Annotated in this window: 10 protein-coding genes, 1 tRNA gene and 5 pseudogenes; 10 read left to right on the forward strand and 6 right to left on the reverse strand. The window is 60.1% G+C overall.

From position 1 onward, the window contains the following. Nucleotides 1-204: 204 nt before the first annotated feature. Nucleotides 205-810, reverse strand: a complete 606-nt coding sequence (locus M1E07_RS09250) for an ANTAR domain-containing response regulator (RefSeq protein WP_163163231.1) — start codon at nt 808-810, stop codon at nt 205-207. A 203-nt stretch (nt 811-1,013) separates the two neighbouring features. Here M1E07_RS09250 and M1E07_RS09255 point away from each other — a divergent pair. The 3 genes and pseudogenes from M1E07_RS09255 to istB all read left to right on the forward strand — a co-directional run bounded on the left by M1E07_RS09255 (nt 1,014) and on the right by istB (nt 3,912). Further along, nucleotides 1,014-1,095 (forward strand) — tRNA-Leu (locus M1E07_RS09255). A gap of 811 nt (nt 1,096-1,906) precedes the next feature. Next, nucleotides 1,907-3,124: pseudogene (istA, locus tag M1E07_RS09260) on the forward strand (IS21 family transposase). After that, nucleotides 3,124-3,912: an IS21-like element helper ATPase IstB gene (gene istB / locus M1E07_RS09265; RefSeq protein WP_461189928.1), complete on the forward strand. Its 789-nt coding sequence runs from the start codon at nt 3,124-3,126 to the stop codon at nt 3,910-3,912. Before istA ends, istB begins: the two are co-directional and overlap by 1 nt. A gap of 436 nt (nt 3,913-4,348) precedes the next feature. On the opposite strand, the gene M1E07_RS09270 is transcribed toward istB, so the two are convergent. Together M1E07_RS09270 and M1E07_RS09275 are read right to left on the reverse strand one after the other, a co-directional pair. Beyond that, nucleotides 4,349-6,646: a tetratricopeptide repeat protein gene (locus M1E07_RS09270; protein ID WP_461189929.1), complete on the reverse strand. Its 2,298-nt coding sequence runs from the start codon at nt 6,644-6,646 to the stop codon at nt 4,349-4,351. 55 nt (nt 6,647-6,701) lie between these two features. Then, a complete protein-coding gene (locus M1E07_RS09275; protein ID WP_461189930.1) occupies nt 6,702-7,178 on the reverse strand; it encodes a hypothetical protein in 477 nt (158 codons plus the stop codon). 298 nt (nt 7,179-7,476) lie between these two features. Here M1E07_RS09275 and M1E07_RS09280 point away from each other — a divergent pair. After that, a pseudogene (locus M1E07_RS09280) lies at nt 7,477-7,713 on the forward strand (DUF4913 domain-containing protein); the annotation flags it as partial. A 678-nt stretch (nt 7,714-8,391) separates the two neighbouring features. Here M1E07_RS09280 and M1E07_RS09285 read toward each other — a convergent pair. Beyond that, on the reverse strand, nt 8,392-10,257 hold the full coding sequence (locus tag M1E07_RS09285) for a tetratricopeptide repeat protein (RefSeq protein ID WP_461189931.1): 1,866 nt from the start codon (nt 10,255-10,257) through the stop codon (nt 8,392-8,394). Between the two features lie 120 nt (nt 10,258-10,377). Here M1E07_RS09285 and M1E07_RS09290 point away from each other — a divergent pair. Next, nucleotides 10,378-11,356 (forward strand): annotated as a pseudogene (locus M1E07_RS09290) (IS481 family transposase). Here the strand turns inward: M1E07_RS09290 and M1E07_RS09295 are convergent. After that, nucleotides 11,319-12,464, reverse strand: coding sequence for a hypothetical protein (locus M1E07_RS09295; protein WP_461189932.1), 1,146 nt, complete (start codon nt 12,462-12,464; stop codon nt 11,319-11,321). The pseudogene M1E07_RS09290 and the gene M1E07_RS09295 sit on opposite strands and share 38 nt — an antisense overlap. Nucleotides 12,465-13,577: 1,113 nt before the next feature. Between M1E07_RS09295 and M1E07_RS09300 the strand changes: the two genes are divergently transcribed. The 5 genes and pseudogenes from M1E07_RS09300 (at nt 13,578) to M1E07_RS09320 (ending at nt 19,427) form a co-directional block, all read left to right on the forward strand. Further along, nucleotides 13,578-14,054 (forward strand): hypothetical protein, encoded by a 477-nt coding sequence (locus M1E07_RS09300; RefSeq protein ID WP_461189933.1) that lies wholly within the window; start codon nt 13,578-13,580, stop codon nt 14,052-14,054. Then, on the forward strand, nt 14,047-14,394 hold the full coding sequence (locus tag M1E07_RS09305; protein ID WP_461189934.1) for a hypothetical protein: 348 nt from the start codon (nt 14,047-14,049) through the stop codon (nt 14,392-14,394). Before M1E07_RS09300 ends, M1E07_RS09305 begins: the two co-directional genes overlap by 8 nt. An 87-nt stretch (nt 14,395-14,481) precedes the next feature. Continuing rightward, entirely contained in the window at nt 14,482-15,627 is a 1,146-nt protein-coding gene (locus tag M1E07_RS09310; RefSeq protein ID WP_461189935.1) for a hypothetical protein, read from the forward strand. 1,519 nt (nt 15,628-17,146) lie between these two features. Beyond that, entirely contained in the window at nt 17,147-17,446 is a 300-nt protein-coding gene (locus M1E07_RS09315) for an AfsR/SARP family transcriptional regulator (RefSeq protein WP_461189936.1), read from the forward strand. A gap of 912 nt (nt 17,447-18,358) precedes the next feature. Then, nucleotides 18,359-19,427: pseudogene (locus M1E07_RS09320) on the forward strand (IS110 family RNA-guided transposase). Between the two features lie 564 nt (nt 19,428-19,991). Here the strand turns inward: M1E07_RS09320 and M1E07_RS09325 are convergent. Continuing rightward, nucleotides 19,992-20,645: pseudogene (locus M1E07_RS09325) on the reverse strand (DUF4192 family protein); the annotation flags it as partial. Between the last annotated feature and the right edge of the window lie 1,145 nt (nt 20,646-21,790).

Raw genomic sequence — 21,790 nt, forward strand, 5'->3', positions numbered from 1 at the left:
CCACGCTACAGCCGCCTCACGCTGAGCCTCGGACAACGAACTATCTACACGCAAAGAACTGCTCCCCGGAAGTCAGAACTGAATTTCTCAGTCCAACTTCCGGGGAGCAGTTCAATTGGCAGGGGTCCTTTTTCTATGCTTGGTGATTGAGCTTGTCGCCCGGTGATTGGGCTTGTCGAAATCAACAAGCCCAATCAGGCGACGCTAGTTGACCTGGTTGATGATGGTCTCGGCGACTTCGCGCATGCTGAGGCGACGGTCCATTGAGGTCTTCTGGATCCAGCGGAAGGCTTCCGGTTCGGTTAGGCCCATCTTGGTGGTGAGCAGGCTCTTGGCGCGCTCCACGAGCTTGCGGGTGGCGAACTGCTCCTGGAGGTCGGAGACTTCGCTTTCGAGTGCCTTGATCTCCTCGTGGCGGGAGAGTGCGATTTCGAGGGCGGGAATGAGATCCGCGGGAGTGAAGGGCTTCACCACGTAGGCCATGGCGCCGGCGTCGCGGGCACGCTCTACCAGTTCCTTCTGGCTGAATGCGGTCAGCAGCACCACGGGGGCGATGCGGGCCTTGACGATCTTTTCTGCTGCAGAAATGCCGTCCATGACGGGCATTTTGACGTCCATCAGGACCAGGTCCGGCTTCAGTTCCTCAGCCAGCTGGACGGCCTTCTCACCGTTGTCTGCTTCGCCGATGACGTCATAGCCTTCGCCGCGCAGGATTTCGATGATGTCGAGGCGGATGAGGGTTTCATCCTCGGCCACAACGACGCGGCGCGCCGGCTGGGACGTGGGTTTTGACTCCGTCTGTTCAGTCACGGGATCTCCTTGGAAAGGTACGGCGGGGACATCACTATCTTAGGTGCGCCCGGTCCCGTACTTGATCTGCATGGTCAGTTGCGGCGGCGGCGGCGCGATTCTGGAATTCAGCCTATCTGCATGTAGAGTAATTCCGCGTACGTGAAGCGATCGCGTTGCTCACAATCAGCTGTGGGCGTACCGTTTTGCTTCATGTATTCCGCGCCCGAGTGGCGGAATTGGCAGACGCGCCGCACTCAAAATGCGGTATCGAAAGGTGTGTGGGTTCGAGTCCCACCTCGGGCACAGCATATCCCCTCGTCAGAGGGGTTTTTGCTTTAACGTGTTGACATGGCTTGTGGTGGCGTCCCTCTGACGCTCGGTGCGCGGGCTGTGGCCCGGCCGCCGCGGTGGCCTATTCAGGTGTGTGGGGTGGCGGGTTCAAGTCCCTGGCTGGTGGGCTTTCCGCCTGCTGTGGTGGGGTTAGATGGTTCCTCGTTCCGGTTCTGTCGGGGTTGGCGGGGGGTGGCCAACACTTATTCATGGTCCGGGGCTGCGGGCACAACATGACTTTGCTGATTCTGGTGGCGGGGCCCTTCTTGGAAGCTTCCTCCCCGACGGCACGGGAGCTCGGGGTGCTCCGTTTGTTCTGCCAAAGGGGGTGTGGACACTGTCCGCACTTACGTCTGCTTTATAGGGGGTGCCGGTGACGAAGGAGCGCCGAGGTCAAATTCCGGATTGCCAGCGGAGCGTACGGCGCTGATTGCGCAGGGGAGCGGGCCCAGCGACTATGGAGCTCGAATGACAAACAGCGAAGCTGGCTCTGGTAGTTCAAAGTGTAGGGAGGGTACCCGACATCTGACACACCCTGAGTGCTTGGGTCGACGGCGGTAGTTGGCGCGGCCAGCCCCGGTAACCTGGGCGGATTCGCCCTGCAGTTTGCCGATTGGTCGACTCGGATACGCCCCGGACCGGTATGTATCAACGAGTGACCGGGCCGATGAACGTTAACGTGGCGCTGAGGTTTGAGCCGAGTCACAAGTGTGTCGGTGACGGTCGAAAAGTAAGCCATAGTGACGGTTGAAAACTGAGCCACCCGTTCCAAACGATTGGGTGGGTGATCACAGTGGAGGATTGGGCGCTTATTCGGCGGTTGCATCTGGCCGAGGGTGAGTCGATGAGATCGATAGCGGCGCGGTTGGGGATCTCCAGGAACACGGTTGCGAAGGCAGTCAGCGCTGACAGTCCGCCGACTTATGTCCGGTCGCGGGCAGGACTCCGGGATTAGGGCTGTGGAACCGGCAATTCGTGCGCTGCTGCTGGAGAACCCGCGGATGCCGGCGACGGTGTTGGCTGAACGGGTGGGCTGGTCGGGGTCCGCGGCGTGGTTCGGGAGAACGTTGCCCGGATCCGGCCTGAGTGTGCCCCGGCTGATCCTGCTGACCGGATTTCTTACGATCCCGGGGATCAGGCGCAGTGCGATCTGTGGTTCCCGGAGGTGCGGATACCCGTGGGTGCCGGCAAAGCCAGGGTGTTGCCGGTGCTGGTGATGGTGTCGTCGCATTCACGGTTCATCATGGCCCGGATGATCCCGTCCCGGATGACCGGGGACCTGCTGGCCGGGATGTGGGAGCTTCTCGGATCCCTGGGTGCGGTGCCGCGGCGGTTGATCTGGGACAACGAAACCGGCATCGGCCGGCGGAACAGCTACGCTGCCGGAGTCGCGGCGTTCGCCGGGGTCCTCGCGACCAGGATCGTGCAGGTCAAGCCCTACGATCCGGAGAGCAAGGGCGTGGTGGAGCGGGCCAACCAGTTCCTGGAGACTTCCTTTCTGCCGGGCCGGGCATTCACCTCTCCGGAGGACTTCAACAGCCAGCTCGGGCAGTGGCTGCCGAAGGCCAATGCCCGGTTGGTCCGGCGGATCGGCGCCCGCCCGACGGACCTGCTTGCTGCGGACAAAGCGGCCATGCTGGCGCTGCCACCGGTTCCACCGGTCACCGGCTTCACCGCGCGGGTTCGGCTGCCGAGGGACTACTACGTCCGGATGGGATCCAACGACTACTCCGTCCACCCGCAGGCCATCGGCCGGTTCGTTGACGTCACCGCCGACCTCGAATCCGTCTCGATCAGCCTGGACGGCAGATCCGTCGGCACCCACACCCGGTCCTGGGGCACCGGTCTGACCATCACCGACCCCGACCACGTCGAGGCGGCAAGGGCACTGCGGAAGGCCTTCCAAAACCCTCATCCGGTGGGCGAAACAACCGGTCTGCGGGACCTGGCGGACTACGACCGCGCGTTCGGTGTTGTCCTGGATGACGGGCAGGTCGCCTGATGCCGGCCGCTAAGGAAACCATCGGCCAGATCGAGTACTACTCCCGGGCGATGAAAGCACCCCGGATCCGGGAAGCAGCACCCCGCCTCGCGGACCAAGCCCGGGAAGGAGGCTGGACCCATGAGGAGTACCTCGCCGCTGTCCTGTCCCGGGAAGTCGCAGCCAGGGAAGCCTCCGGCGCCGAGATCAGAGCCCGGGCCGCCGGGTTCCCTGCCCGGAAATCACTCGAGGACTTCAACTTCGATCACCAGCCCGGCCTCAAACGAGACACCATCGCCCACCTGGCCACCGGGGCGTTCCTCACCGAAGCGTCCAACATCGTCCTGCTCGGACCGCCCGGCACCGGCAAAACCCACCTCGCCACCGGCCTGGGATTACGGGCCACCCAGCTCGGTCACCGGGTCCTGTTCGCCACCGCCATCGACTGGGTCGCCCGGCTCCAAGCCGCCCACCAGAACGGCAGGCTGCCCCAGGAACTGGTCAGGCTGCGCCGCTACGGCCTGATCATCGTGGACGAAGTCGGCTACATCCCCTTCGAACAGGACGCCGCGAACCTGTTCTTCCAACTGGTCTCATCCCGCTACGAGCACGCCTCACTGATCCTGACCTCGAACCTGCCCTTCGCCCGCTGGGGCGACGTCTTCGGCGATCAGGTCGTCGCGTCGGCCATGATCGACCGGATCGTCCACCACGCCGAAGTCATCACCCTCAAAGGCTCCAGCTACCGCCTCAAACACACCCACGTCGATTCACTACCCTCGACAAGACCGGAAAATACGGCAGAATAACCAGCGTCAAAGTGGCTCACTTTTCAGCCCGCGAAATGGCTCACTTTTCGACCATCGCTGACAAAGTGTCAGGTTCCGATCTGAGAGTTGTCCAAGCCATTGTTAGTAAGGGTGGAGCGAACCTCAGTCTGACTACCCCTGAGCACCTCCCTGACGTCAGGTTGGGGTGTGCTCGAACTGGCCGAATCGGTCGTGAGCCAAATACGCTTCGAGGGCTGCAAGTCGACTGGGGAGAGCTGTCGAGCTTTTGGCGGTTGTGACGCCAGCCGCCGCATGGAGCTCCCAGCGGAACGGGCGCGCATCAGGAACAGAATCCGGATGGGGAACCACGCCTGCTCGTCGAGCCCTTGACCTGTCGTGCAGTCTCGCCTGACCAGCCCCAGTTGCAGTGCATAGCCGCGCAGGAGCACCTTGGGGCATCCGCCAATTTTGAAAACTATGAATAGTTTTCCCAAGCCCGTTCCCTTAGGGCCGCTAGCGCAATGCTGAGATTGCCCTGGTGAACTTCAGGATGGACTGCGACTAGTTGTTCATATAGAGCAACCGATTCCTCAGATGCTTCTAGAGCTTCTTTCCTGCGTCCAACTTCCGCCAGCCGATTCGAGAGATTGTTTAGCGAGGCGGCAAGATCCGGGGCATGGGTGGCAGCATCATCTGCGACCAATGCACGACGTATTCCTACCGCTCTCTGTGCAGCGGCGAGGGCCTCATTCTGCTGGCCTGCTCGCGACAACCTGAGCGATAGGGTGTGGAGGCTCTGTCCCAGTCCCGTTCTATAGAGGCTTGAATTCTCCTCGGCCACCAACTTGCCATAGATTTCAGCAGCTTCCTCGGCTGCGGCGAGGGCTTCCACAATCCGTCCGTCATTAGATAAATGGATTGCGAGGTTGTTCAGCGCCCTGGCTAGGTTTGGGCGCTGAGTGACAATGCTTTCTTCTAGCTCGCGGTGCATCTTCACTGTTTGCTGCGCTGCTTCGCTGGCTTTGTCCAAATGGCGTACCATCGCCAGTTGGACCGCAAAGTTGTCCAAGGCAAGGGCGAGCTTACCTTTGTAGGCAAGCGGGTCGGCCACGGCCAACTTTTTGTATATCGATAATGCCTCCTCCGTGGCTTTGATAGCCTCTTGCCAATACCCCCTCGCTGAAAGCCTAAGTGACAATTCGAGTAAGGCCCAGGCGAGGAAGGGAATAGTCGTAGAGTCACCGTTCGCACTCGTGCGAGCCTTTTTCTCGAGTTGTTGGCTCAGAACCAGAGCTAGTCCGTCGAGGAGGACATTCGGCTGGGACGGTATGGTGTCTATCGCGCCGGGCAGCACATCGGAATCAACCGCGATTACTGACACAGCCCGTTCCAGTGATCCCGCGACCGTCGGGCCGCTTATTGTGGACAAATTTGTTGCGGAAGTGGCTTCCGCTACCGCAATTCGGCATAGCCGTTCCAATTCGGCACTAAGGATAGGTCGAGCGGCATCCGCGAACTCATCATCATTGGCTGCAATTCGGGCGTACGTGTCTAGTGGCTGGATGATGCTCTCGGGGTGCTCCCGGTCAAGCACGCCCGCCAGAACCTGGGGCAATCCGGCGAGGGAACTGCTAACTAGGTATTCACCGAGGAGGTCCGGTTCCAGCGGATTCCACCAGTTCGGCCCTGGATACAGGTCGTGAACCCACCGGGCAACGCTGTGGCGACGTTCAGCTGATTCTCCTTGGAAATCGGGAAGCTGGCCGAGCATCACGGCTGCTTCAGCTTCGGCTTCGGCTTCGGCTTTGGCTTTGGCTCCGGCTCCGGCTCCGGCACCGGCACCGGCAAGGGTGGCCAAAGCAATGACTCGGCGTTGCAGAGCCTCGTCATTGATGTGCGGTCCCTTTGCGCTGCTCCAGTACTGCCCTTCGTGTTTGAGCAGTCTTTCCAGCAAATCAGGAGGGGTGGAGGGAGGCCTTGGAAAGGGGCTGGGCGTAACTTCTGAGCGGTGGACGGCAAGATAGGCGGCTATCACCACGAGGAGGGGCTTGGTAAAGGTGTTTCCGGTCAAGTCCGGGGCTGAAATATGGGAGGGACTGATTGCGGGCTTGTCTCGCTGCGCGAACGCTGAAGTTGCGGCAGCGAACAAAGCACTGCGGTCACTAACTGTCAGCGGCGTTTCGTCCAAGATGCGCACGGTCGCTTTGTCAAGCACCGTTTCGAGCCAGTCGCTGCCCCCGCGCAGCGCCTCGGTCCAGTCGTTACTGCCCTGCGGCGCTTTCCTCACAAGCAGCAGCACGCGGACGGGATACTGCAGGGTGGCTGTCCGCTGCAGTTTAGGCAGTACATCTTCGAGCTGTTCAACACGGGTTTCGGCATAATCGATGACAACTAGCCGGGGGTTGGGAGTGTCGTACAGATCCCGCAGGGCTACCGGGTCTGTCAACCGAAGCGGTAACATCCCGGAAAGCCACCCAGCCTTTTCCGCGGTCTCTTCGCAGAGCTCAACCCCAAGCCGGGTCTTCCCCGTGCCGCCGGGGCCGCCGACAAGGAAGACCGCGAAAGGATCCGGTGTTCCGATCCATTCCGACAGGGTTTCAAAATGACCGGCCCGGTCGACAAAAGGAAGGACTCCGGAACGGGCCCGCACAAGACGGGCAGGCGATGTCACCTGTGGTCCAACCGAAACCGTTGCTGGCTCGAGGGCAACATGCCAAGACCTTTCCTCACCCTTCAGCGTGACGTGAATGGTCGAGCCGGCAACGTTGCTCAACTGTACGATCTGGTTGCCCTTGGCCCACTGTCGGGCGGGTTCGCCCGGCAGCTTGTCAGCTGCCCGTTGCACTGCGCCGCCCAGGGGAGTGGGGATGGCCTGTACCACCGGCCCGGCTGATCGTAATGGTGGATCCGTGGATGTTGGCGGTCTGCACGTTGTCATTACCGACAGCGCTTTGGGCAACGGCGCTTGCGTTGGCACCCGACTCGCGGGCTTGCTCAACAAGGCCTTCCAACTCTGCTCGGAACGACGGATCGTCCTGGGCTTTCCTGATGATAACTTCTGCCAAAGCCTTTTGGAGCTTTGCACTATCGTAACCCTCTCCAACCTTGACCAAAGCGGCCGCCCCTTGCGGATCCTTATCCGCGGCGAACCGGTCCTTTAGCCAGTCAACCACCTTGCCCATGGCCCCCGTAGCAGCCCCAAAGGCACGGTCACCGGCCTCGTCACCTGCCTTTTCTGCGAACTTCGCAAAAAAGTTCGCCGCCGCCAAGGAGGCCGCCATCGTCCCCAATAAAAGCGGGTCCATTCTCTATCAACTCCCTAATTCAAAATGGACCTGCAACACAACGCTCTGCCACGGCACAACCAAAGTCTCAGCGTCCTCTTAATGAAGGGCGGATTGGATGTGGAGTCTGGAACTAGGGAGGGCAATCCCTAGTTACGTTTCGCCACCGGGGCTTCGCAAGTTGCACGTACAACTGAAGCTGGTCCTTCCCGAAGCTACTACCAGCATCAAAAGAATGGCCCTACAGGCGTTACTGCAGCGTTACGGGCTGGGCGCCGCGGGCCGACGGTCCAACAACCGCACATGATGCCCCTCGTGGTGGAAACACGAAGAAGCGATCAGCCGACTGGAAGCACTCTGGAGGGCATGGGAATTCCTCCGCCTCGACGGCTCAACCGGCATGAGCACTTGGTGGCGCGACCACGCAGACCACCACATGGGAGTCCTACTCTCCGCCGACGGCCCGTTCAAAGGCTGTAAACCTATCACTGGAGGCGACGCGGCCAACAAGCTCAAAGCCCTCCCGTGTGATCGACCGCCGGAAGGCTTGTTTTGATCCGCGCTCGGGAGCAGCGAATGAGGACGTGCGCCGACGGGATATTCAGGGCATGCAGTAGCGTTCCAGGTCAGCACTGTCCAAGCGGGCTGCCTGCAGGATCGAACTAGTTCCATAGCCGGCTTGGCTGGACTTTCGACCGCGGTGCCAAGATCGAGGGCAGCCTCCTGCACGCTTCCATGGCCTGGCGTAATTCATCCACCTCATGCTGAACTGGCAGCCGTACTTCATCCGGTGGCACGGTATAACGCCCACTGCTGTCGTCGATGTTGAAACTCACGCTGCGTCCATCTCTTTCCCCACTCGGAACATGGTCGGGATATGGGAGCAGCCCCTCATCGGGATCCATCTAAATCTGGGTCAATTCGTGCTTTTGGCCTCCCTTTATGGTTGGGTGCGCGTTGAGCGGATCCGGGTTCACGGCAAATGCTGCTGATAAGTTCGGTTCCCCTCGAACCGGCGTATTGTACGCAGGCGCTTCCGCTCGCCGGCCTTCTGGGACTTCTTCTAGCCCGAGTACCCCTCAGGTTTTCCCTCTCTTGTTTGGGCCCTGATGGGAATTGGCTCAGAACCTCATCAACGCCACTGCCACCGGAGCCGTCGCAGCCCGTTCGCGGGGAACTATCTTGGGCCTGACGGACATCATGGCATTCATTGGATCATTGGAGGTCGGTTTTATCACGGCCGGTGGGGCTTGCGGAGCGATAGAAGGTGAGCATGGGCGCTGGCGAGGTAGGGCATCCATTCTGAGGGGTTCGCGTCAGATAATTCCTTATAGAGTTTGAAGACTTCTTTGCCAGCGGCGAGAGCCTTATTACGGCGTCCTGCCGCGGAGAGTTCGATTGAAAGGTCGTAAAAGCGCTGCGCGAGCTCAGGAGCCCAGTCCGCGAAGTCCACCATCCAATGCTTGCGGTATAGGTCCTCCATTTCTACGGTAACGGTCAGGGCTTCGACCGGGCGTCCGGCTTCAGAGAGCTTGATTGAGTAGTTGTAGAGGTGCGCAGCGAGCTCCCTGGACCATGCTTCGGAGTCTGCGGCGGCCAATTCACGGTAGAGGCTCACGATTTCGGCAGTGAGCGTCAGGGCCTCCTGCAGGAGGTCCGCTTCGGAGAGGCGGCTTGCGAGATTGGTCAGCACCCATGCAAGGTCCAGTTTCCATGCGGCTGGGTGCTCCGCAGCCAGGTCACGGTAAAGGACTGCAGTTTCCCTGCCGACGGCCAGAGCAGCGTCCCGGAAACCTGCATCAGCAAGGCTGTTCGAGTAGTTATTCAGTGCAGGAGCCAAGAGCAACTTTCCAATACGGGCGTTTGTGGCAGTCATTGTGCGGCTAATTTGCACGGCTTCTGCGATGGCGTCTAGGGCATCCGCCCGCCGGCCCAGGTCATAAAGGTCGCTGGAATGATTCATTAAGGTATTTGCGAGGCTTCCTGCGTAGGCGACGGGGTTTTCGGCAGCCAGCTCCCGAATGATTCCAACGGCTTCGGTACTTGCAGCTACGGCTTCGTTGTGGCGCCCCAACGCAGCAAGCTGATTCGCCATGTTGGTCAAGGCCGTGGCAAGGGAGCCGTTCACAGCGCTGGGATTGGCCGCAGCCAAGGCACGATGGAGGTCTACAACTTCACCGCTTATGGTCAGCGCTTCGTCTAAGTGGCCAGCGCTGACGAGCAGGTTGGATAGGTTATCCAGGGCGTGGGCGAGGGCGGGGTTTCCTCGGGCGGGATTGGCCGCAGCAAGTTCTTGGCAGAGGTCGGTGGCCTCGCTTGCGATAGCCAGTGCTTCGGCCCGGCGCCCGACCCTGTGGAGCCGGCTTGAGTGATTGGTCAGCGCCCTAGCAAGGTTGGCGTTCCAGGCGGAGGGGTTTGCAACAGCCAACTCCCGGTAAAGATCCAAAGACTCGCTGCTCGTTGCGAGGGCTTCGTCCAGGTGCCCCTCCTCAACGAGGCGGACCGAAGCGTTGTTCAAGGCACTTGCCAAGTGAGGCAAGTGGGTGCCCGGGTTCTCAGCTCCAAGCTCGCGGGTGAGGCCAACGGCTTCTGCGATAGCGGCCATTGCTTCGTTTGGTTTGCCGATGTCGCCGAGCCTGTTGGAGAGATTTCCCAAGGCAATGGCTAGACGGTCGTCCCACTCGTCGGGATCGGTCATCGCCAGCTCCCGGTAGAGGTCCACCGCCTCACTGTTCGCTGTCAAGGCTTCGTCCAGGCGGCCCGCCTTAGCAAGAAGGGGAGAAATGTTGGTCAATGCACTGGCGAGGTCGGGGGCGTACGCTGTGGGGTCGGTGGCCGCCAACTCCCGGTAGAGGTCCACGGCCTCACTGCCGGATGCCAAAGCCTCGTCCAGGCGACCCACCTTGGCGAGCTGGCCAGACAAGTTATTCAGAGCGAAGGCGAGGGCGTCATCACCCCAGCCTGGGGTGTGAGCGGTGATCGAATTGCGACAAAGATGGACGGCCTCAAGCCCTATAGCCAGTGCTTCATCGAGACGGCCCACTTCGTGAAGGTGAACGGACAGTGCCGTCAGAGGTCCGCAGAGTTGCGGGTTGAACACGTCGGGGTCATCTAGGTGTAGTTCCCACGGAGGTTGTGAACAGCGTGGCGTGATGTGAAAAGCGAGAGCCTCCGGTATCGATTTGGGTTACCACACTCATTTCGACGCCAGGAGGCTCTCGTGTCCTGCGTTACCCATGCCAACGCTGACCTGACACCCAAGGCCAGGGGAAAGCTCGCCCGGCTTGTCATCGAGCAGGGCTGGACTCTGCGCCGGGCCGCCGGAGCGGTTCCAGTGCTCGCCGGCCACCGCGAAGAAATGGGCGGACCGGTACCGGGTCTTTGGTGAGGAAGGAATGGAGGACATGTCCTCGCGGCCGCGTCGGAGCCCGAACCGCACTAACGTCCGCACCGAGCGGCGGATTGTGGCATTGCGTTTCACCCGCCGCTGGGGTCCGCACCGGATTGCAGCCCACCTGCATCTGGCGCGCTCAACCGTCGGCAAGGTCCTGGCCAGGTACCGGATGCCTAGGCTGGCCTGCCTGGACCAAGGCACCGGGCTGCCCGTCCGCAAGCCGGCACCACAACGCTACGAACACGAACGCCCCGGAGACCTGATCCATGTCGACATCAAGAAGCTCGGACGCATCCCACAAGGCGGCGGGCACCGGTCATTGGGACGGGCCAAAGGCAGGAAGAACCGCAGGGCCGGGACCGGCTACGCCTACCTGCACCACGCCGTGGACGACCACTCCCGCCTGGCCTACTCCGAAATACTCGCAGACGAAAAGAAGGAAACCGCCACAGCCTTCTGGCTCCGCGCCGCAGCGTTCTTCGCCGCCCACGGAATCACCGTCAGAGCCGTGCTCACCGACAACGGAGCCTGCTACCGCTCCAGAGCCTTCACCGCAGCCCTGGGCCTGAACATCAAACACCGCAAGACACGCCCCTACCGGCCACAGACCAATGGCAAAGTAGAACGCTTCAACCGCACCCTCACCACCGAATGGGCCTACGCCCGGCCCTACGCATCAGAAGCCGAACGGGCAGCCAGCTACCCTGATTGGCTACATCAGTACAATCATCACAGGACCCACACCGGCATCGGAGGACAAACTCCCATCAGCCGCGTTCACAACCTCCGTGGGAACTACATCTAGGGCCTGGCGGCGCAGTTCTGAGACAAGCTGCTCTGTAAGAGTCAGTGCCAGTCCGTTTAAGGATGATGTTGGGGCGCGACGGCAGAGTACCAAGCGCACCCGGCAGCGCTGATGGGAATGGGACGATAGTCGATACTGCGTGATTAAGTGAGATTGCAAGGTTGCTACGCAGCATCGCGGAGAGCTCACGTCCGGCAGAGGACTGGTCCACGGCGGTTCGGCACAACCGCTCCAGGGCAGCGGTGAGGATCGGGCGGACGGCGTCCGCCAGCTTGCCGTCGTAGGCGGCAGCACGGGCAAAGGTATCTGGAGGCCGGATAAGGCTTTCGGCGTCTTCGTTACCAAGAACGCTTGCAAGCACTTCCGGGAAGTCACTAAGTTCGGTGCTGACCAAGTATTCGCCGAGTAGGTCTGGTTCGAGTGGATTCCACCATCGCGCTCCGGGGTAGTCCGGCTGTGGATAGAGCGAGTGAAACCAGTGGGCTATTCGATGGCGACGTTCGGCGTTGGCGTCAGTGAGCTCCGGCAGCTGGTGAAGCACCTGGGCCGCTTCGATTTCGGACTTGGCGCCAGACAAAGTAGCTAAGGCGACTATCCTGCGCCGGAGAACCTTCGAAATATCCGCGTTGTCCCTGTCCGCGGAACTGGCCCAGTAGCGGTCTTCGTGTTGAATGATTCCTTCCAGAAGCCCAGCGCGGGTAGAAGGCATGTCGTTTCGGCCATGGACGGAAAGGTATGCCGCCGTCACGATGAGCAAGGGATTGCCGAATGCCTCCCCCGTGAGATCGGGTGGTGCAGCCTCGGGAACGGCTTCGCGAGGATTTCCGCGGCTCGCAAAGGCCTCAACTGCGGCAGCGAATAAAGCCTCACGATCGTCGGAATTGGGCTTCGTGTGATCAAGGACGCGCACCGTGGCCTCATCAAGTACCGATTCGAGCCAACTGTCGCCACTGTTGCGCAACGCCTCTGTCCAGTCACCGCTGCGCTGCGGTGTCTTTCGGACAAGTAGCAGGACCCGCACCGGGTGCTCCGGCCGGGCCTCCCACTGCAGAGCCGGTAAAAGCTCCTCGAGCTCCTTCACACGAGTCTCGGCGTAGTCGATGACCACTAGACGGGGGTTCGGGGTTTCCACGAGGTTGCGGAGACCAACCGGGTCCACCTTTTGTGGCAGCAGTCCGGAGAGCCAGCCTGCGCGATGTGATGTCAGTTCGCATAGCTCAACGCCAAGCCGAGTCTTCCCAGACCCCCCTCTTCCTGCAACAAGGCATAGTGCGAATGGATCAGGGTTGCCGATCCGCGCTACTAGTTCGGACAGATGGTCGGATCTATCCACATAAGGCAATACCCCGGATCGGGCCCGAATGAGGCGGGCTGGAGACGTGATGTTAGATCCAACAGGGGCAGTAGCGGGCTCTAAGGGAACCTTCCAAGAGCGATCATTGATCGTGACTTGGATGGTTGAACCGTATACGTGACTGATCTGAACGTTTTGATTTCCACGAATCCATTGCCCGGCCGCTGCAGAACTCCCCTCCTCATGCATCTGGTGCCGCTACCAATTTAGGCCTGGGGCTGAAAGGCGGAGCGCAGGAACCTTCACGCTGGGGTGGCACCAACAGTTTTCGCTTGGTAAATCGGACTCGTTCACGAGAAACAATTGCCTCCGGCGCATTTTATGCTCAAGGCCAGTATTCACCACCTCAAACGCGAATAACAGCAAGAAGGAACAACCTCCAGTATCACCGCTCTTGGTTCGCTCGTATAGAGGTCGAAGTCATCGCCAATCTGCCTTTGGAGTGCATGGAGGGCTGATGGATGATCGAATGACTGGCGCTCAAACGTCGCTCCATCGATTACTGTAACCGCGGGCGGCATCGCGTTGTCCGAAACGGGGCCAGCCGAAACAATGGAGGTTTGTCGCTCTGGCCGAGGAGGACAATAACCTCCAGATTTACACGCATTTTGCAGTCCCGAGTGCCAGCTCTTCTTGGAGCCTTCCGTGCAGGCACCGCCCCGCTGCCCGCTGCCGAAAACGCCCTAATCCGTCAGGCCAGACTTCGCGACTTGCCAAGGGTAGTCACTAACGGTCGTCATTCCGTGTAGGTTTCGGGAGACCGCCCGGGGTCCGTAGCGTTTCACGCAGAGCTGTAGGGACTATGCGGAGGTTTAGCAATGGGGAATACTGCTGACTAGCTGAGGCCGAGTTGTGTTATCGAAGGGGATGGCTGCTGTAGTGGATCCGGTGACGTTGAGTATTGGTGCAATTGCGGCCGCGATGGTTGTTAAGGCTGCGGAGAAAACAGGTGAGACTGCTGTTGAAGCCGGCGCCTCGGCTTTAGGCTCTTTAGTGCGCTGGTTGCGGGACCGCTTCTCTCGCGGTGATGGTGACGAGGTTGCGGCTGTAGCACTTTCGAAAGTCGAGGATGCCCCCGACAGCCCTTCACGAGTGCGAGCGTTGGCTGAGGAGATCGACCGTAAGGCCGGCAGTGATACGAAGTTTAAGGCTGGCTTGGAGGACTTGATTCGTGAGGCCAAAGACCAAGGCGTCGATATGAAGGCGGTCTCACAGATTGCAGAAGGCTCCGGAATCGTGCAGGTTGCAAACACCGAGCACTCCACCATTACGGTGAACCAGGGGCCGGTCCCGCCAGCGGCGGGCCTTGCGACGCCGCCGGCACCGAAAACTTCGGATGGCTGACGACAGCCGCCTGGTGAAGGCTGCCCAGTGGGTCCAGGGCGACCGCAACGTACAGATTAGCCAGGTCTCCGGATCGAATATCCGGATAATCCTCAATGAGCGCTCTTGGCAACTTCCTCTGGAGCCCGCAGTGGCGCCTGTCGGACGAAGCGTGACGTCCGCCGCCCGGTTGGTGCGGGCCCGTTCCGGGGTTCTACCGTACGTGGACCGTGGCGGGAATCTGGCCGCCCTATCTGAATGGGTGGGCCTGCCCGAGCCCTTCGCGCTCTGCATTATCGGAGGACGGGGAGGTTCCGGGAAAACCCGGCTGGGCGTGGAGCTATGCGTACGGACCGCTTAGCAGGCAGGCTGGATTTCAGGGCTGCTTCCGAACACTGTTGACCCTGCAGGCCTCAGGGATCTCGCGGATACTCCTAACCCCCGGCTGGTGGTCATTGACTATGCCGAAACCCGCGTGGAACAGCTCGAAAAGGTATTGCCAGCTCTGCGGCAAGCAGCCAGAGCCGAGCATCCAGTTCGGGTTCTGTTGCTGGTGCGGAAGGCGCCGGAGCGAAGCGGAGACTGGACTGAGGCTCTGCACGGGGGCAGTGACTGGCTCGAAACTTCGCTAGCTGACGCCACGGTGCGCGTCCTGGAGGACACCACACCCACCGCCGAGGATCGGGAAGAGTTGTTTCACGCGGCAGCCACAGCCTTCGCCGTTCGGGCGGATCCCCTTATAGCGATGGCAAGAGTTGCCAAGCCTGACCTGGCTGGAGAAGCGTTTGGGAACCCGCTTCTTATCGTGGTGGCTGCTTATCTGGCCGTTCACAGCACCGACGATCTGCCTTCCACCAGCCATGGACTTTTGGAGGGGCTCATAGAACATGAGGACCAATACTGGAAAGGGCTCGCACTTGACGTGATAACGGACGAAGCCCTCCGCCGCCGCACGGTTGCACTGGCGACTCTAACTGGTGCCACCACCGAGACCGAAGCTGCCCGTACATTAGCCAGCCTCCCAGAACTCGCCGATGCCCCCATCGAACGCCGGCACCAACTGGCCCGTTGGCTCAACGGCCTATATTCGGGGGAACAATGGTGGAACCCGTTGGAACCGGACCTTCTCGGCGAGTACTTGGTCAGCACCGAACTTAGCGCGTTTCCTGAGACTCTCTCCGCCGCGTTGCGCCGCGAAGACCCGGCCAGGACTATCCAAGTACTTGATACGTTCGCTCGTGTCGCCGCTTACGACGCCCCATTCATGGACATCCTAAAGCCCCTGCTTAGTTGCAATCTGGCGTCGTTATGCTCGATGGCTGCCGAGCAAGCAGCAACAGCAGAACTAAGGCCTAACCCCGGGTTTGGTTCCTCTGTTGCTGGCGCTTTAAATAGGGCGGGGTCTGTTGTCCTAATTGACCCCGAGGTCCTACCGGAAGCGTTGGCTGCTTTGCCATCACGACTCGATGTAACCTTGGGCGGCCTGACCTTGACCCTTACAGATCAGGCCGTCAAGTCCCTTCGGCAGGAGGCTTCCGAAGGGACTATCGCTTCGAAACATGCCCTCGCAGGGCACTCAGCAACTTCTTACTAGCTCTGCCAACGCGGCATGATTCTCCCGCGTCTGACAGCGTGCGGGTAGGTAGTGGGGGTGCCTGCTTTTTGCTTCCGACAAGGCCTTGTTGTCACGCTGCGGCTTACTCGAAGGGGACGTTAGGTTCGGGGTTGCTATCGAGCCATTCAGCGACTGCACCCAGGACCGCCTCGCGCGAGCCGGCGTAACGAATGACCGGTGGTCCGGTGCCGTCAGCGGGGTTCGAGGTGAGACGGGCTCGAAACCGTGAAGGATGGGCGGCTTCATACCACACGCTAACTACCAGAGATGCTTGACTTTGATGCGATTCATTATCAGGAAAAATGTCAGACGCCATAAAAAACACCGTGCTTTACCAAAGGATCCGCTCCTGTCGGTCGGTCGGGCGGCCGCGACGGACGGCGCTCCAAAAATGTCGGAAGACTCTCAGTTAGTAGTTTCACATGGGATTCTCACGATTCGAGATGGTCTGGCTCAAGAAAAGCTAAAGAATCAGAACGGCCTTCCATGCGCCAGACTGTAGGCAACTACTTGTAGCCGGAGCCGACCAGGCTGAGTGGAGCGTGAGAGCACCTCGGCTACGAGCGCCATGACCCGTCTCCGCTCGAGGCAGCCATCGTCGCGTCCCTTGCCTGCGCTTTTGGGCAACACAATCCATGCTTAGCCCGCTCCGTCGAAGGCACTCGAACTCAGCGGCTTCCATCCCGAAACGGGCTGGGCCGCCCTATGAAGCGCTATTTGGATTAATTTCCTATGCTTGCGGAACCGTCAGCGCAGTCCCTTACTGAGGTCCGAAATCCACTCCGGTGCAGTGGTGCGCGTCAATGACGGCTGTGAATTGTTGCTCGGTGGTGTCTTGTCTCCTCGCCCGAAATATTCACTGGGGCCGTACCCTTTCCCTTGGCGATAGGCTAATTTATCAACTGTGTGGGGTCCCGGCTGGAAGAGGGGACTCTTTGACTGATTGGGCGGCCATGCGCTGGGGTATGACCGATGAGCAACGACAAGTGGTAACCCAAGGACAGCCTGTTGGGTGCTGATACAACAGTGGCCTGCTTTGAGTTTCTATTGGTCTCAGGGAACCAGCGGCCGTGTGGGGGAGCCTCGTGGCACAGGACAAAGATGTCCGCTTTAAGTTGAACCTTTTTCAGCGGTGGCAGTTGACGGACGGGCAAGCCGCAGTCTCCATTGCCTCAAGACAACAGCGGGTGGTCAGCGCTCTGGCGATCTATGGGGCTGGGAACCGATCATATATAAGCGGCTTGTTATGGCCGGATAGCACCGGCCCGCGCGCTATGGAGAGTCTCCGCGTTAGTTTGCACCTTCTGTCTCGACAAGTTCCAGGTTTGATCGTTACCGATGGGCCCATGCTGTCTCTGGCAACTGAACTGAGAGTTGATGTTCATGATTTTCTTCGAAAGGTAAGTATTGCGAGCAATCGGATGCTTATGGATCGCACACCGATTGTCTTAGCTATCTTCTTCACGCAGAGCTTCTCCCCGGCTGGTATGAAGACTGGGTGGTTTTTGAGCAAGACAGAATTCGCAGGGTACGCCTGTGCGGGTTGCTGACACACGCCAAGCGGTGGCTTGAACGGGAGGAAGCCGAAAAGGCCATCCATGCCGCCGGATGCGCTCTCGAACTTGAACCCCTCCACGAAACCTGTGTTCGATACTTGATGCAAGCTGAAGTCAGGATGGGAAATCGTGCCGGTGCATTGCGAACATTTCGGAGCTTCCAAATAAGGTTGAGTTCGGACCTAGGCTTAGTTCCATCGGATCATCTATCAAACTTTGCTGCGGCTATCCGTGGCGGATAGGCCATGGCTTGACCCGAAATGCACCTTATCGGTCTCTGACCGATCAATTCTCGATAGACACTCAAAGCATCGAAGCTTTCAACCCCTAAAGTCCATTTCAACGGTCACTGGGCGACCGTAACTGTCGAGACCCCAGGCTTGAATGGACTGGTTAGAACCCGCTAGCCCCGGCACCGGAGCGGGCGGACAAACCGGCCGCGACCGTCGGTCACTGAACTTGGGAGCCAAGACATACTTCACGGGGGTGTTAAGGCTCGCGGGAGTCCATTGAGCCAATATTGAAACGAGATCACGTCTCTTCACATTCGGAGAGCGCCAGGAGAGCGCCACTGATAACAAACGAACCGGGACTGGGCGACGAGCGGCAGAGCCATGGTGGCATTGAGGGCAACAACCCCTGACCACGCCGAACACACCGCATGGGTGGCCGAAATAATGGCTCCAATGCCCCTTTTGACCCGGCCTTCCTGGACATCCCCCGCCGGGAACCGGCCGGTGGCTGAGCAGTTCTGATCTACGGATCTTGGGGAGAAAAACGCCACGCTTGATGGCAGGAAAACAGACCCTTTTGCAGGCACTCCCCCCGCCTATTTTTAACGCCTATGAGGATTGGGGTGGCTGGTCTGGGATTGGCTGGCAGAGTAAGTGCAGGCTGTTCCACCCTGGCGGTCGTGACTCATTAAACGCTTGGCCCCGGCTCTTTCTGGGTGTCTTGTGATCGACATGTCCGTCTGCTGGGTGGGGCGGCCGGCACCTGCCCGGCCCACCTCGGTGACTTGATCAGAAGATTGTCCGCTCCGCACGGGGCGTGGCTCGTCACAGTGCTGTTCCGAAGTGACCTCTACCCGGACTGGTACCGGCCCGTAACGGCCCTGCCCATGTCCGCGAAATGAGGAAGGTGCCAGAACCGCTATGACTATCGTTGCCTATTCCCACCCGTTTGTCGTGGGTGTCGACACCCATGCCCGGAAGCACGTCTTCGCCATCATCGCCGTGCCAAGCGGCGAACGGATCGACAACCGGGATTTCCCGGCGACTGGTGCCGGGATCAGTCGCGCTATAGCTTGGGTCGCTCGTCGCACCGAAGCCGATCTAGCCACTCTGTGGGTGATCGAGGGCGCCGCTTCTTATGGTGCCGTGCTAGCCGGGGCTGTCGCAGCCGCCGGTTACCAGGTCGCCGAAGCCACGCGGCATGGATGCCCTGCCGCGTCGTGGGGTTGGAAAGTCGGATCCGTTGGACGCGCACCGGATCGCTTCTGCGGTCCTTGCCTTGAAAGAGGATAAGTTGCGCCGGCCACGGTTGAATGAAGGGGTCCGCGCGGCCTTGCGGGTCCTGGTCTGTGCACGTCAGTCGATGACAACCGACCGGACCGGGACCGTGAAAGCGTTGACCGCATTGCTCCGGACCAACGATTTGGGGTTGGATGCGCGCAGCTCGTTGACCGGGAGGCAGATACTGGAGGTGTCGTGCTGGCGGGCCCGTGAAGAACCTCTTGCGGTGTTGGTGGCCCGTTCCGAAGCCGTTAGGCTCGCTAAGCCCATCGGCGATCTTGATGCTGAGATCAAGGCAAACGGCTCCCGGATCACCGAACTGGTTGAGGTAAGCGAAGCCGCGCCCCTGCTGCAGGAATCCGGCTTCGGACCAGTCACGGCAGCCATTTGTCTCACCGCTTGGTCTCATCAGGGCCGAGTACGTTCCGAGGCAGCTTTCGCCTCCCTGGCCGGAGTCAACCCCATTCCAGCTTCATCCGGAAATACCGTCCGTCACAGGCTCAACCGCGGCGGCGACAGGACCCTGAACAAGGCACTGCACATGATTGCTCTAACAAGGATGGCATTCGATCCAGAAACCATCGCATACGTAGCAAAACGTAAGGCAGAAGGGCGGACCAAGGAGATCCGTCGGTGCGTGAAACGCTACCTCGCCCGACGGATCTATCGCACGCTCAATGCCAACTGCCTCAAGCCAGCGCTGCGTTGACAACCATAGAAGCGCCGATAATGTAGATTCCGTCAACCAGGGCGGGACTGTCCGATAGTCGCAGCTGGTATCGAGAGCCAGTTGGAGTAGCTGCTTAGCAGCGATGGTGGTAGACGATAACCGATGAGGGTTGTCCCCGGTTGAGCGGGGCCAGCCTCGCTCTGGCAGTTCGAGCTTCGAGTGCCTCAGGGCAGGTCGAAGGGGAGTGTTTTGTAGGCGGTGTTTTTGTTCATGTTCCAGCCGGCGACGAGGCCGGAGCCGATCATTTGGTCGCTGAGGCGGGCGAGGCGGTAGGCGGGGGTGTCGAGGGCGAGTTGGAGGAATTGGTGTGCTTTGCTGCCTCTGCCTTCCCACCAGTTGATGTAGCCGATGGCTGTGAGGACCGGTGCGGAGTGTTCGGGGCTGGTGCGGGTGTAGGCGTGCAGGAGCAGTTGTTGGGCCCATTCGATGCGTGACCACTTCGGGCGCCTGGTCGGTTTGGGCGAAGAGGATCTGCTGCATGGGTTCGTCTACCCCTGGGATGTCGGCGATGAGCCGGTCGCGGATTGCCGGGAACTGCAGGTTAGCCACGAGGGCGTGGCAGTCGTCATCAGACGGGAAGGTCTTGGAGCCGAGCATGTTCGACCAAAGTTTCCGGCCTTGCTGAAGTGCGGCGTCGGTCGGTTGGGATGCGATGGTTTCCATGTGGTGTTCGACGGCGGCCGCTTTGGCTGCTTCCTGACTGGTGGTCGGGAGGGTGATCCGGTCGGTGGCTTTGACGAAGCTGCCGCGGTAGATGAATTCGGCGTTGATGGCGCTGGTCTGGGTTGAGTTGACGGGCAGGGCGAGGCTGGTGCCGGGGTCGCCGTCGTAGGGGGAGAAGGTTTCGTCTCCGACGAAGAGTCCGACCCGGATGGTGATGCCCTGTTCGGCGAGGACCCCGGTGAGCGCTGCGATGGTGCCGGCCTGGGGTCTGGCCTGGCCGGGCGCAGCTGTTTCGCTGGTGTAGACGGCGAAGAGGATGGATGTGGCGTTGGTGTCGCTGGTGAGGTAGTGGGCGACGGTGCGTGCGTAGGGGAGTTCCTGGCCGGGTTTGTGGGGCAGATCGATGCGCAGGGTCGCGCCGATGCTGTTGTCATTCAGGGTGATGCAGACCAGGCTTTCCTGTGGCCAGAAGCCCAGGGTGTGGCCGATGAAGCTGAGCACATCTGATGGTGTTGTGATCGTGAGCTTTTCCATGACCGTTGGTTCCCTTCACCCTTGTGATTGCTGTGTTTTTTGCGGTTGTTGGTTGTGGGCGTCGTTCTGGTAGGGGACCATCCGCTGGGTTGAGGGGCCGGAGTGCAACTTGGGGGACCGGCGCCGGGGCGAAAACTTCATCCGCAGGCAATGCTTCACCGTTCTAGTGATGAAGTTTTCGGTTCCGGCGTCGGCGCGGTAGCGCCCTGGTTGCGCGGAGGACCCGCCCAGCGATCATGGGGCATATCAGAATGACAAGCAGCGTTGGAACTTCTACCTGTCCATCGATGCCAAGGAACCAAGCGGCATGACCTACCAAGATAAGGTCAGTTCATAACGCTCGCCGCGATTGTGGCTCGGCGTGCGGAGCTTCCACAAGGAGGAAAGTGGCGGATTCTAGGATTGCAAATGTCTGTTGAAGGGCGGAGCCAAATCTGTCAGGACAAAGAAAAACCGCATCCCTTCGTTTCGGGATGCGGACGTAGGTTGGAGGCTCTGACGGGCGGAAAACGGGGTGTGGACATTGCCCACGGTCTTGGCCTCGGATCGGGTAATACTGTCCTCGGACTGCTTCCAATTCCGCATGTTTCCGCGAGTTCCCAATCTTTGCAGGGCCCGGAAGACAGTTCGAGTCCCACCTCGGGCACAGCATATCCCCTCGTCAGAGGGGTTTTTGCTTTAACGTGTTGACATAGCTTGTGGTGGCGTCCCTCTGACGCTAGATTCGCGGGCTTTGGCCTGGCTGCCGCGGAGCCTATTCAGGTATGTGGGTGGCGGGTTCAAGTCCCTGGCTAGTGGGCCTTCCGCCTGCTGTGGTGGGGGTTGCTTGCTTCCTCGTTCCGGGTGGGCTGGGCTGGCCTACACCTATTCATGTGCCGGGGGAGTGGGAACGTCATGACTGACTGTTCCTTGGTTCTGGGCTTCCCCGTAAGGGACCTTTCGGGCCATCCGGAGAGCTTTTGAGCGTCGTTTGTCCTGTTAGGGAGGGTGCGGACACTGTCCACACCTATGTCTGATTGCATCACACCGGATTCTGCTGTTCGTTTCCGCATGCAACCGCTAGATGACGTTGATCATTGACATCCCTCACGAAAGTCCGGATCCTCGTTCCTAGATCTATCCCAGATCTCTAAAGCCACTGGATT

It is taken from the genome of Arthrobacter sp. Z4-13, assembly GCF_054792705.1.